Origin of the sequence: Streptomyces sp. RK62 (assembly GCF_018070255.1) — a bacterium.
Taxonomy (GTDB): Bacteria; Actinomycetota; Actinomycetes; order Streptomycetales; family Streptomycetaceae; genus Streptomyces; species Streptomyces nigra.
In genome coordinates, this window is record NZ_JAGPYD010000006.1 from 60140 (window position 1) to 73335 (window position 13196).

At 68.9% G+C, this 13196-nt stretch carries 5 protein-coding genes and 3 pseudogenes; 2 read left to right on the top strand and 6 right to left on the bottom strand.

The window, feature by feature from the left end; genetic code table 11:
• Positions 1–13: 13 nt before the first annotated feature.
• The 5 genes and pseudogenes from casA to KBY32_RS12990 all read right to left on the bottom strand — a co-directional run.
• Positions 14–1609: a type I-E CRISPR-associated protein Cse1/CasA gene (gene casA / locus KBY32_RS12970; RefSeq protein ID WP_308293712.1), complete on the bottom strand. Its 1596-nt coding sequence runs from the start codon at positions 1607–1609 to the stop codon at positions 14–16.
• Positions 1610–2237: 628 nt separating this feature from the next.
• The gene (gene cas3 / locus KBY32_RS12975) at positions 2238–5084 is read right to left on the bottom strand and encodes a CRISPR-associated helicase Cas3' (RefSeq protein WP_308293713.1); all 2847 of its coding nucleotides are present in this window, start codon (positions 5082–5084) and stop codon (positions 2238–2240) included.
• 1987 nt (positions 5085–7071) lie between these two features.
• Positions 7072–8565 (bottom strand): UvrD-helicase domain-containing protein, encoded by a 1494-nt coding sequence (locus tag KBY32_RS35835; protein WP_210980092.1) that lies wholly within the window; start codon positions 8563–8565, stop codon positions 7072–7074.
• Positions 8562–10628, bottom strand: a complete 2067-nt coding sequence (locus KBY32_RS12985; RefSeq protein WP_210980093.1) for an ATP-dependent endonuclease — start codon at positions 10626–10628, stop codon at positions 8562–8564. The genes KBY32_RS35835 and KBY32_RS12985 overlap by 4 nt, the downstream gene beginning before the upstream one ends.
• A gap of 279 nt (positions 10629–10907) precedes the next feature.
• Positions 10908–11255: pseudogene (locus tag KBY32_RS12990) on the bottom strand (CHAT domain-containing protein); the annotation flags it as partial.
• Positions 11256–11292: 37 nt separating this feature from the next.
• Between KBY32_RS12990 and KBY32_RS12995 the strand changes: the two are divergent.
• Both KBY32_RS12995 and KBY32_RS13000 read left to right on the top strand, forming a co-directional pair.
• Positions 11293–12107 (top strand): annotated as a pseudogene (locus KBY32_RS12995) (IS5 family transposase).
• Between the two features lie 39 nt (positions 12108–12146).
• Positions 12147–12548 (top strand): hypothetical protein, encoded by a 402-nt coding sequence (locus KBY32_RS13000; protein ID WP_210980094.1) that lies wholly within the window; start codon positions 12147–12149, stop codon positions 12546–12548.
• Between the two features lie 29 nt (positions 12549–12577).
• Here the strand turns inward: KBY32_RS13000 and KBY32_RS13005 are convergent.
• Positions 12578–13000 (bottom strand): annotated as a pseudogene (locus tag KBY32_RS13005) (CHAT domain-containing protein); the annotation flags it as partial.
• Positions 13001–13196: the final 196 nt, after the last annotated feature.

Consider the following 13196-nt stretch of genomic DNA (forward strand, 5'->3'; position numbering starts at 1 on the left):
TGGTGAGGCAGGATCAGCGGCTGCACAGGCGTAGCTGGGCCAGGGCGGTGGCAACGGCTTCGGCCGCGCGGAAGTGCTGGGCGATCGCCGGGCGGGTGGCGGTGCGCAGGGCGCCGATGGCGTCCGCGGCGAACGCGGCACGGGCGCTGCGGTCGGGTTCCTTCAGCAGGTTGAAGAAGGTGGCTTCGGCCCGGGGCCAGTACAGGGTGCGGGCGCTGCGGGTCCAGGATGGCAGGTGCCGGGGGCTGGCGGAGTTGGTGGTCTGCTTCCAGGCGTCCTGGGAGAGGCGGTCGAGGTGGGCGCCGATCTCCTCGGCGGCCTTGCGGCATTGGGCGACCCGCTCGGCCGCGGCCGGGTCGCACTCCTGCATCCAGGGCCAGATCGGCGGGGTCAGAGCCGTGTACCAGGTGCGGTTGTTGGTCTTGCCGTCCTGGTCGAATCCGTAGACCCGCACCCGCAGGGCAGCGCGCAGGTCAGGAGGCAGGTCGTTGAGGGTCGTGAAGGCGTCGGGCCGCTGGACGGTGTAGCGGCCCTTTCCGTTCTTGGCCTGGGTGCCTTTGCGGTCGTCCTCGTCACCCGCCAGCAGCAGCGCGTCCAGGTCCCGCCACACGGCCCGGTCGGCGTCCGCCCGGCGTGGTCGGTGGCGTCGGGTGACGGGCTCGTCCGCATGGATGTGATGGATGAGGTACGGGTCGAGAGCGGGGAGCTTCTTCTGGGTGGCCCAGGTCAGGTAGGCGTCGACCACGTGGCGCCCGTCCGGCGCCGGAATGAGCAGGACGGCGTGACGCGAGCGGCCGGTCAGCAGACGGCCTGGTGAGGACACCGGCGGTGGGGCGGCATCGGGGTCGGGATCCTCTGCGGGGTCAAGGTCGTCGTCAGGGTCCGGGTGGGGCAGCGGTTCCTCCCACGGGCAGTGGTCCACTTGGTCCGGCCAGGACGGGTCGGGCTTGGGGATGCCGGCCAGGAGGGTCTCGTACAGGGTCCGGCCCAGGGGGTGGAAGGACAGGCTCGAGCGCAGTGGGCCGGCTTTCGCCCGGTTGAGGGAGCGTCCCTCGACCGTGCGCACGGACCACTGCCCGGCCGCGCCGTAGTAGTGGTGGATGAGCATGTGCCACAGCGCCTGGGCGCTGGGCACCGGCTGCGGGTCGGTGTCGGAGTGCGGGCTGAGCCAGGAAAGGTTGTTGCCCTCGGGGCGGCCGAAGACCAGCTTGTTGACGCCTGCGCGTTGCGGGCACTGGACGGCCAGTCTCGGGTCTTGCAGGAACGGCCGCACCGGGTGGAACAGGTCCCAGATGTAGGCGTCGAAGTAGGCGTGAACGGCGTCGGGGCCGAACCCGGCGGGATGCGCCAGTAACTCCCTTCGTCGTGCGGCCCACTGACGTGCCGTCATGCGCGGCTGTCCTCGTGCGTCCAGGCCGCTGACCCGTGCGGCCATCACAACGAGCAGACGCAGGACGGCTGATGCCGCCGGCGGGAGGGGAAGCGCCAGGTCCTTGATGAGGTGGGCGCGCAGCAGCACGTCCCGCCACCCCAGCTCCTCCTGGTGTCCGTCCGGGAAGAGGACGGGAATGCACGGTTCTTTGTCGGTCTCAAAATGCGGGGAAGACACACAGGATCCATTACCGGGTGCGAACAAGAGATGGATTTCGGGGAAGATTCGCGCGCCGGAGCGGGATTTCTGCGCAGGCCATGACGCAAGGAGCGCACTAGGGCGGCAGGAAGGAAGAGGAAGGGGGCGGGCGGTCAGGGCGCGCGGCCCGGGTCAGGCCACGCCGACGTGCCACCCCCACTGCACAAGGACACCAAGGGTGCGGTGCACACAGCGCAGCAGGCAGGGCGCGCGAGACCGGACGCGATTACGAGTCCGGCTCCGCGTCTCCATATTATCTATAGACAAGCAGCTTCCGAACCACATAGTTCAGCCGGAAATTACCGGTCGGTGCCCCTTTTTTGAAGTCATTTCCGGACTGCACTCCTTAATCCGTGCCGACGGTTCGGCGACGGTCACTTCTCATTCGATGTCACTGTCGGTTTTCGCTCGGATGTCAGGCATTCCTGTCCCAGCCCGCGGCAGGTGTCATCGGATGAGAAGCCCTGGTCCTGGAATGAGAGGTCGCGGTCTTCCGCCTTCTGGCCCCGCGCCGCTGCGTGCCTCGGGCAGGAAGATCCGGCCCTCCTTCCAACGGCGCTGCCAGCGAAGGGAGTTCAGGCGGGCGGCTCGGGGTGGGGAAGCGGGCTCAGTCCTCGGCGTGGACCAGTCCCAGGGTGTCGTCGAGGTGCAGACGGTGCCGGCCGAAGCGCACCGGCCGGGAGGGATCGCCGGTGTCCTGCGGGAGCAGGACGAGATCGGCGAGGAGGGCGTGGCTGCGCCAGGAGGCGGGGATGTGGTGGTCTCTTGTGCGGCCGGCGACCCAGGCGGCGGGGACGGGCAGGGTGTGCTGGAGGATCGTACGGATTTGGGTGGTGGTCGGTTTGCGGTGCTCGGGCAGAGGCTGGGTGCCGGCCGCGTCCAAGGTGAGGCGGCCGTCGGGCATGCGGTAGACGGGCAGGAGGCGGCGGGGCATGGCGCCCAGGCGGGTGGCGGCCTCACGGGGGTGCAGGTTCTGGCGGTGCAGGTCGGACAGCGAGAGGGTGTCGTGCCAGGCAGGGACCAGGTGCAGGGCGCTGTGGTGTTCCTCGGTGCGGGTGCGGGTCTGGTGCAGGGTGTGGCTGCGGCGCAGGGCGGCGTCGGTGCGGGCCAGGGCGTCGGCGTCTCCGTGCACGGCTTCCACGAGCTGTTGCACGTCGTCGGGCAGGGTGAGCGGCTGCTCGGGGCGTCGGGCGAGGTAGGCGGCGGTGGCGAGCGGCAGGAACGGGGAGTCCAACGGGCGCCAGGCGGGTGGCAGGAGGGTGCGGCCGCGGTGGTCGGTGGGTTCGAGGACGATCAGGCGGGGGTGGTCGCCGGACAGCCAGTCGGGGCGCTTGATGTGGTCGAAGCGCCACAGGCGGCCCAGGCGTTGCAGGAGGGTGTGCAGGGGCGCCAGGTCGCTGACCATGACGTCGACGTCGATGTCGAGGCTCATGTCCAGCAGGGTGGTGGTGACGACCACCAGCCGCCCGGGGCGCTCGCCGGCCGAGGCGAGGGCGGTGCGGATTCGGCGGGTGAGGGCCTCGCGTTGGTGGCCGGGCAGGCGTGCGTGCAGCAGGAGCAGCTGACCGTCAGAGCCGCCGTCCGGCCAGTCGAGAGCGGTACGCAGATGCGTGTAGGTGGTCTGGGCGTCGGCCACGGTGGCGCAGTACACCGACGCGCAGCCGCCCGAGCGGGCGACAGGGGCGATCTCCTGAGTGATCCGCTCCAAGCGGCTCTCCCGGGCGGGCGTGTCTTCGGGGTCGGTGCAGGAAGGGTGGCGCACCGGGTGGAGACGGAGGGTGGCGCGGCGGCGGTGGCGGTCGGCGTGGGCGCCGGCCGCGGCCGGGTCGATGCGGGTGAGGGAGGCGTCCGAGGCGGCGGCGTAGAGCCAGCCCGGATAGGTGGGCCGGCAGTCCAGGTGGGCTGTTGCGGGGGGCGGGTGGCCGGCGCCGTCGAGATAGCTGCGGACGAGCTGGCTGCTGATGTGGCCGGGCAGGGTCGCGGACAGCAGCACAACGGGGCAGCCCAGGGCGCCGAGCCAGTGCAGCAGCCGAGACAGTGTCTGCCGCATGAACGGGGGCAGGGCGTGGACTTCGTCGACGATGACGGTCCGCCCGCACAGGGCCAACATGCGCAGGGCGCTGAAGCGGACCGGCAGGGCGGCCATGAGGGCCTGGTCATGGGTGGCGACGGTGAACTGGGCCAGCAGGGCCCTGTCCCAGCCGCGCAGCCAGCCGTCGGGCACCGTCACGCGCTCCTCGGGCCGCTCCCCTGCAGCCGGCCCGCCCCCGTCATCGTCGCTGTCGGGCCAGTAGCCGTCATTGGTGGAGGGTTCGTGGGCGGCCAGGCGGTGGTCGGTGTAGGCGGTGTTGTCGTAGCTGTGGCTGTGGACCAGGGAGACCGGGGCGTGCTCGGGACGGTGGGCCGCGACGTAGGCCTCGAGGAGGTCGTAGGCGGCGTCAGTGGTGGCCATGGTCGGCAGCAGCCACAGGATGCCGGCCGTGTCCCCGGAGGCGTTGAAGATGCGTGCTGCTTCCAGCGCGGTGATGCTCTTTCCGCCTCCGGTGGCGTCGGTGACCACCAGGATGCCGGGCCCCTTCTCCCCCACCACCGTAGCGAGTTGCTCGATCACCGAGGCCTGCAGGGCGTTCGGCCGCTCCAGGCCGTTGTGGGCCTGGGTGAACGGCACCTGCGGCAGGGTGATCCGGGACAGCCCAGACTCCTCGACCACGGCGGGGGCGTCCCGGACGGCCTGGGCGTAGTGCTCGCCGGCGCCGAAGGCGGGCGCCTGGGCCTTGGGCAGCCAGTAGTGGCGCTGGCTGGCCAGCCGGTCCGCGATGATGCCGATTCCGGTGATCAGCACGGCCGCCGGCACCGACACGTCCGCAGGCACCGTAGTGGCGCCGGTCAGGTGGCGCAGCAGGGCGAAGTAGCGGCGGCGCAGATCCTGCCAGGCCGGCCCGCCCAGGGCGAGGTTGACCCGGGAGGCTTTGGCCGCGCCGTCGATGTCGACCTGCAGGAACCGGCCGTGGTGGCCGCCCAGAATTTGGGCGACGAGCACTCCGGGGCTGTCGGAGGTGTCTGCCGGATAGCCGGCCTCGGCCAGCAGCTGCAGCACACTGTGCATGGACGCCCGCTCATGCGGCATACGCTGCCAGTCACAAGTGTCCGCGCGCAGAGTGTCGCTGACCCGGGCCCAGGGATACGCCTCCTGCTCCTGGAACGCCGACAACTTGCCGAGATCGTGCAGGCCGGCGATGAGCATCACCAGGCAGCGCGCCTCGGCCACCGTGAGCCCCAGCCCGGCGGCGATCATCCGACGCTGACCACGCGTCAGGTACCGGTCCCAGACCACGCCCGCGAGCGCCGCGACATCCAGCAGATGAAACAGCAGTGGATACACCGCCCACGCCCCGCGGTCGAACTTCCCCCACGGCGACACATCGATCCCGCCGCGCCGGGCATCCTCCCGCACCCCCACCGAACCCTCCCGCCATGCGCCAACCACCCCTGGGATCAGGAAGGTTGCTGCACATCCTGCCGCATGCAGAGCCCCCATGACACACGTTGTTGGCGAGGCAGGGTGTAGCCTACGATCCGGGTTTCGCCGGTTTCCTCATCCCGTGAGGGTGCGCCCCTGCTGGTCATCGTGAGTCACTCAGGGGCCTGTCTTTTTCCCCACACGCGTGGGGATCAGTCGTGCAGCAGGGCGGCCAGCTGGGCGATACGCGGCCTTCCCTACAAGGCGTATAAGGGTGTGCCCTTCTGGATCATGATGACGACGAGGCCAACGCCCTCCCCACACGTGTGGGGATCTGCCGCGGATCCCCGCCACCATCGTCGAATCCGGCCAGCCTTCCCCACACTCGTGGGGGTCTGTCCAGCATGCGGGGAAAGACGGGATACCAGCGATGCCCTCCCCACACGCGTGGGGGTCTTTCCGGCGTGATCGACTACCAGCCGCAAGCGGATGAGGCTTCCCCACGTGCCGTGGGGGTCTGCCAGGCGCCTATCTCTCCGCCCTCAAGACCCATCTGTTCTCCCCACCGACGTGGGGGTCCCACCAGGCAAACGCTTGTCGGAGACACACCCTGGCCCGGCAAATACACGACCAGCTGCTGCCGGTGCCCGCCTACGACGACTACCGAGAAGTGCTGCAGCCCATGCTAGAACCCACCGGTGCGCAGATCGACACCTCGCCGTGGCCCGAGCCCGCGCCCGCCTGGCCGGTGGCCGTGCACCAGCCCGACGGGCTGGACGGCTTCTGCTCCCAGCACGACTGATGATGCAGGCCCGCCTGAGCTGCGTGGTGGACTGCCCGGCGTGATCGCCGGTGTCGGCGGGACGGATCCGTCTGCCCGTCGGCTGACGGCCGGAGCCGATCGCCTGGAGAAGATTGCTGACCGGGTGGAGCAACACACCAGCAGGCCACGCCTACGGCCGGGCTCTTCCCGTTCCTGGGCGCAGGCCATGGGGGTTGGCTGGCGCATCTGATGCGTGCGCACAAGCTGCTGCCGCGAGCGGAGATGGACGCGGAGCGGGCACACCGCCAGGCTGCCCTGGTGCGTGCGGAAGAGCTGCAGGAGTGCCTGGATGCCGACGATCCGCTTCACGAGGCATTGTGGACATGGCTGGAGCAGCAGGTGAGTGTGGGTGCCCAGCGGTGCGAACGGCTGGCGAGCGACCTGGCCGCGGGTGCCGGTCCCGCTGCAGGCTGCACGCGGCCGAAGCCGGCTCGCTGTCTCCTACGTTCCCTCCGAAGCGACGCCTGCCGAGGAAGATCCGGTGGTGGCCTGCGCATGGTGGCTGGATGAACGCCGCGTCCATCCTGCCCGCGCTTACACCCAGCGCCTCGAGTTCCGCATGGATTCCTGACCGGAGTGGGCCGAGCGCCGGAAGGCCGTCCGAGTCCGGCCACACCCCCACGCATCGGGCAACTCCACAAACGAGGATGAACTACAGCTCAGCCAAGGTGGGTAAAGTACAGCCTGACCATCATCAAAAACGCAGGTCGCTAAGGGTCCTCCCCACACGCATGGGGGTCTGTCCGCCATCCGCCGCAGGAGCCCTATGGCTTGCCTGTCTTCCCCACACGCATGGAGGTCTAGCCGCGGGAGTACCTCGACCCGAGGTGCATGAGCAGCCTTCCCCACACACGTGAGGGTCCGTCCAGCCGGTAGGCAAGGTGCCGGCATCCGGCGGTCCGAGGTGACGTAGCCGTGGGAAGAGGTCCACCGCGACGCCTTGTTCCTCGACCGGCCTCCACCACCGGGGCGTCCCGGTGACCCGATGACGCTGTTAGGGGTGGCGGGACGGGAATCTGGGCGCCGCAACGGCAGGCCTACGCGGTGTTCTTGCTCCAGGACGTCGTGAGCAGGACGCCCAAGGGGGTGGGTGCGGCTGCCGCGGAAAGGTGCTGGCCGGGCCGATATGGCGCGGTCTGCCGCTCCGTGAGCGGTGGGTCAGGATGGGCCGGGCTGCAGCAATACCGTCGTACGTTTGGCCCGGGTGAGGGCCACGTAGAGCTTGCGGTGGTCCTCGTTGTGCGAGTCGAGTCCTTGGCGCAGGGTTCCTTGCTCAGCGGGGGTGAGGCGTACGCCGACATGGTCCCATTCGCGGCCCTTGGCCTGGTGAGCTGTGAGTCCGGGCACGAGACGGCTGCTGGGTGTTTGGAGCCGGGTGCGCAGGTGTTGCAGGCGAGCGATGTGGGTGGGATGGCGTCGGGGCAGTTGGCGGCCTGTCTCTTCTTTGATGGTCGCGGTGAGCTCGGTCAGCAGCGCGTTGAGCTCTCGGGTGCCGGAGAGGTCATCGAGCAGGCCGTTCAGGCGTGGTCGCATGCGCTCCAGCACCTGTTGGTCGATGCCGAGGGTGGTCAGGGCGTCATTGTGAAATGTTGCGTGGTCGCCGAAGGTGCGTTGGGTGAGTTCGCTGAGCAGGAGTGTGCAGGCTGCTTCCTGGGCCTGGCCGGTGTTTGAGCTGAAGGCCAGGGGCAGTACAAGAGGGCCAGCGTCCCACAGATGGCTCCATTGCAGGGCGAGCAGGACGTCAATATCCGCAGCATGTCCCTGGTTGAGGGTGACGCCGTGCCCTTGTCTGAGCTGATCTGCCAGGAGCTGTTGTTGGGTACTCTTCCAGCGGAATGAGGTGCGCAGGTCACGCTGCATGAAGCCGGCTTGCGTGATGAGGGAGGGGACCTGGTCGGGCTGTGCGCCGCGGAAGCCGTACAGGGCCTGCCAAGGGTCACCGACCACGGTGACGTCCAGTCCGGCGGAGGCGGCGAGCCGGACCAGGGCGAGGTCCAGGGCGTTGGCGTCGAAGATTTCATCGACGATGAGTGTGCGTGCGGTGTCGGCGAGGTGGGAGCGCAGCACGTCGTGGATGTCGGAGTCGTCGAGAGCTGTTTCCAGCAGATGGCGGGCGTCCTGGTGGGTGCACAGGCCTTCGGTGAGGGCCTGGTTCACCGCAGCGGTGGCGGGACGGTTTTCGTTGCGGACTCGCGTGACGGTGCGGGTGACGACCTGCCGGCCGTCCAGGACGACGAGGGGTTCGCGCCGGGTCCACGAGGTGTCCAGGAGTACACGCCAGTGGTCGATGACGGTGAGCTGGCGGTGGCCTGCTGGCCATTGCACGTGACCGGTGTGGAGCAGGTGGGTCAGTAGGTCGCAGACGATGGTGTCGAGGGTGACGATGCGATGGGGCCATGCCAGGGCGGCGGGGCCCCAATGGCTGAGGACGCGGTCACGGAGTTCGGCGGTCGCGGAGCGGGTGAAGCTGACGGCGATGACGGCGCGCGGGTCATTGGGGCTGCGGAAGCGCTGGATGCCGAAGCGCTGGGCGGCCACGGTGGTTTTGCCGGAGCCGGGCGCAGCTTCGATGTAGAGACGCCGCAGCGGTGTTCCGGCGGCGATCAGCTGTTCGCGGGTGAGGCCTCCCGTGGTGTTGTCGGTGGCGGTCACGGCCGGGGCCCTGGGGCGACCGGCGGGTGAGCGGGCTGAGCGCCGTCGGTCAGGGGGGTGGCGGACGGGGCCGGGTCGTCGTGTACGGGCGTCTGGGGTGGCGTGGTGTCTTCGTGGAGATCGGCCGGCTCGGCCTTGTCGTGGGTGGCTTCCGGCTCCTGGCCGGACGCGGCCGCTTCCTCCGGGGTGGTGGGCGGCTGCGGATAGAGGAAGTCGAACAGACGCCTCAGATGGTCGGGGACGTGGACGGGTCGCCCTTCCTCGATGGCGTCTGCGATGTGTACGGCGAGAGCGTCGGCGAAGGCCGCCTTGTCGCCGGCGTGCGGTCCTGCCTGGACGGCCGGTATCTCCCCCTTGGCTTTGCGGGCGCTCTTGAACAATTCGTGCACGGCTTCAGGGGTGAGCGGGTCGGGCAGTGGATCGGCGTCGATGTCGGCCAGGGCGGCCGCGATGAGCTCCTCGTTGCCTTCCGTGATGGACGGCTCCAGCGTGGGGTGGCTGATGAAGACCTGCACGACCTCGGGGTCGTGCTGGTTCAGCCAGTCTGGCAGGGAGTAGTCCTGATCGAACGGCTTGTCGCTGTCGCGCAGCACCGCCAGCCGGGCGCAGATCTCATGCCTGCGGGTGGCCAGGAACCGGGATGTCCACGCTCCGACCTTCGTCCCTACATACATGATGCTCAACGCCTCGATGAAGGACTGCTTGGCGGGGTCGCCGACGGCCCAGGCACGGCCGAAGTCGCGCAGGATGGCCGCTTCGGTGACGCCTTCGACGACGACCAGGTGCTCGGCGAACAGGGCTGCGGAGCGGCTGGCGTCCATGTGGAGGCGGGCCATGCGCAGGGTCCGCTTACGGTCGACCATCGGGATGGCGGCGATCTGCCGGCACACGCGACGGCCGTCTGCCGTGCGCCGCAGTACGACGAGGTCTTCGGGATTGCAAGAGGTGATGATGTCGGTGGCGTGGCTGGACAGCACGATCTGCAGCTCCGGGCGTTCCCGGACGGTCCTGCGCAGGTAGCGCACGAGGGCGTGCTGCAGCTGGGGGTGGAGGTGGGCTTCGGGTTCCTCGATGACGACAGTGGCGTGGAAGGGGGTGCTGGGGAAAAATGAGTCCGCCTCGGACTCGGCCTCAGCGACGGCCTGTGCCTGGTGTTCACGTGCCAGCCGCTCCTCATCCGCTTCCGTCAGATCGCCATCCTCGGCGTCGGTCTCGGCCGGAGAGGCAGGCGTGGACGGTGTGCCGCGCCGGGTGGAGTCGGGTATCGCGGCCAACGTCACGGCCATGTGCAGCAGGTTGACATAGCCCAGGCCGGAGACTTCCAGAGGGCGGGCGGCACTGCGGCCTTCGATAACGGCCAGCATCAGCTCCAGCACACGGGCGAGGTAGGCGTCGTCGATGACCTGACCGCGCACGTAGGGCCACTGCTGTTGCACGCCGGAGGTGAGCGCGGCGAGGTGGCTGCTGATGCGTTCCTCGACCGTCTCGATGAGACTGTGCTTGGCCAGGTCCTCCAGCAGACGGGACGCCTTCACCCGTAGGGACACCAAGTTGCGGCTGCCGTCCAGCCGTTCCTGCTGAGCACGCAGCAGCTCGATCAGAATGCGGGTTTCGCGGCGGGCCAGCTCGTCCAGGGGGTGCCGCCAGGCCGGCAAGTAGATGAACTTGAACGGCTCCGTGCCCAGTCCCGGGTTTTGGATCTGGCTGTACTCGACCCGGGCACGGACCGTGCCGAGGTGGCGCTGCAGGCCCGCAAACCACCGCTGGACGGAGCCGTCAGCGCTGCTGCGGCCCGGGTGATACAGGGACTGGCCGAGGGGGCCCTCACGATCGGCTGACGCCTCGAGGTTGTACTGCACGTCGATGCCGGGCGTTCCGCCGCTGGGCAATACGGCGGCACTCATTCGCGGCAGTAGCGGGAAGCGACTGGTGTGGGCCAGGTAGAGAGCGTCGGTGACCGTGGTCTTGCCTGCCCCGTTGGCTCCGATGAGGACACTGAAGCGGCCGGGTATCTTGCAGTCGATCTCCCCCTCGGCGCTGGCTCTCAGACCGGACACCTTCACACGACTCAGATACAACGAAACCCCCTCCCCTACAACACACTCGCCCCCATCATCCCTGCCTCAACGACCGCAACCCGACCCACCCCAGTCGACCGAAGCCTTCGGCTCCTGGCGGGACGCGAGGTACCCGCCCGCTTCGCTTCCTGACCGGGGTGGCCACTGTGCGGCCTGGAAGCCCTCGTCCTCACTGGATAGGCCGTCGGCTGCGTCCCCGTGGCGGTGTCTGGATCACCCAGCTCTGGCACCAGCCTTCAGCCGGGGCGTCCTACCCGGCTGTCGTCACGTCGCACCGAACGCTGTGAAGGCCCAGCCGGCGGCTTGGTGGGTGGCGCCTTGCGGCAGGGCAAAGCGGGCGTCACGCAGTGCTTGGGCCAGGGGCAGGCCTGTGGCAAGACCCTTGTGCAGGGCCAGCATTAGATCAACCGCGGCGTTGTCGTTGACCGGTGCGCTGCTGGCCACTATGCCCGCCGTGCCGAGCGGCAGCAGCGCGGTGACCAGGCCGAGGAGTTCGTCCGCACCGACCGGCGCGAAGCGTGCGGCGTCGCAGCTGGAGAGGACGATCCGATATGGGCTGCGGTCCAGGCGGTCGAAGTCGTGGGCGATGAGCGGGCCGTCCGCCATTCTAAGACGGTGTCTTGATTGGCGATAGCTCGTTGCTCCGGGCATGGACATAGTTGAGCGACTGGTGCCGGACGGGCTGTGGGAGATCTTCCAGGACGTGGCGCCGGAGCCACCGGTACGCGTCCAAGGTGGAGGCCGGCGGCGGTGCGATGACCGCGCGGTCTTGGCCGCGATCATCTTCGTCGCCACCTCAGGCTGCGCTTGGCGGTAGCTGCCGCCGGTCTTCGGCGCTTCTTGGCAGACGGTGCACCGGCGATTCACGGACTGGTCCACGGCGCGGGTGTGGGCCAAGCTGCACCGTGTGGTCCTCGACCGACTTGGCATGAACGGCGAGCTGGACTGGTCGCGCTGCGCAATCGATTCGGTCAGTGTCCGGGCGGTCAAAGGGGGCCTCTGACCGGACCGAATCCGACCGATCGCGGCAAGCTCGGGTCGAAGATTCACCTGATCTGCGACCGCAACGGGCTACCACTCTCGGTCGGCGTCTCCGGTGCCAACCTCCACGACAGCCAGGCACTGATCCCGTTGATGCGCGGCATCCCGCCAGTCCGCTCCCGTTTTGGCCCCCGGCGCCGGCGCCCAGCCAGGCTGCATGCGGACAAGGGCTACGACTTCGACCACTTGCGAGGTTGGTTGCGCCGTCGGCAGATCGTGCCGCGCATCGCCCGCCGCGGGGTGGAGAACTCCAACCGCCTGGGCCCGCACCGCTGGGTGGTCGAGCGGACGATGTCCTGGCTGAACGGATGCCGTCGACTGCACCGCCGCTACGAGCGCAAGGCCGGCCACTTCCTCGCCTTCGTTGGCATCGCCAGTGCCCTGATCTGCTACCGGCGCCTTCGCCGATCAGCACATTCGTAGAGTGCCCAGCAGGATGCTAGGCAACAGGAGGTTGCAGGGGTGGACGTCTCGTGGACAGCAACGGACCCCAAATCGCGACAGTTCTCCCCGACTGAGCGAAGCTCCGACATTGCGGATCTGACCGATCGCTTCACCGCGCTGCGCTCGCATGGCCAGGGATATCTAGAAGTCCGCCTGCCGGGCGACGAGTTTCCCCTGCTGACTCTGGGCTTCCAAGACGATCAAGCAGTCATCCACCTATTCGACGCTGCTGAGAAGTCGTTCCTACTCGTCGGCGATGGCACCGCCGCAGCGGATGCGGTCGTGGAAGTGCCAATCATGGACCACCTGGCCGTGTTCAGTGGCGACTGCGTCGTCGCTGTCGATCGCGCCTGGGCCCTCATTCGCACCTTCGTCCAGACCAGGGAGCCTGGCGAGCTGGGTGAGTGGTGGGAGCTGTGACTCCGCATCGATCACCAATCGAGACACCGTCTAAGTGAGGAGAACAGCGGGCTGTCGGCGCGGAACGTCCCGTGCGCGGCGATGTGGGCCAGCGTGGCTCCGTCAAGTTCTTCCAGGATGCGTGGGACGCGTGCCGCGTCGTTTTCCAAGGCGGTGGTGCCGTAGCGGTCGGCCAGGTCGGTCACCTCAGTGCCGATAGTGGCCAGTCCGGGGCCGCGGACGAAGACGTGCCGGCCGTTGAGCGGGGGCTCGGTCGCGCGAGCACGCAGCCAGCTGCTCGCCGACGGTGACACGCTCAGCACTCGTTCCCGCAGCGAAGGCAGCAGTGCCCAGGGCACGCGGTGCAGCCGGGCAGGGGGTACGACCACGAGAGGACCGGCGCCCAGGTGCGCGGAAGCTGGTCCGAGCAGGAGCTCTTCCAGGCGTCGGCCTGCCGCCTCGACGACGCCCAGTTCCCGGTGGTCTTCCTCACGCGCTCGAGGTCTAGCTACGGGTACAGGCGACGCCCCCCGGATGGCTTGCCCATCGGGGTTTGTCCTCGTTCCTGTGGGCCAAGGCCGAGAGCTGCCGCAACGTGTTCGGCACTCTCGGGGCCGGGTGACTCTGTCCCGAGGCTGCCGGATGTGCCGGGATCTGCCTTGGGCGCAG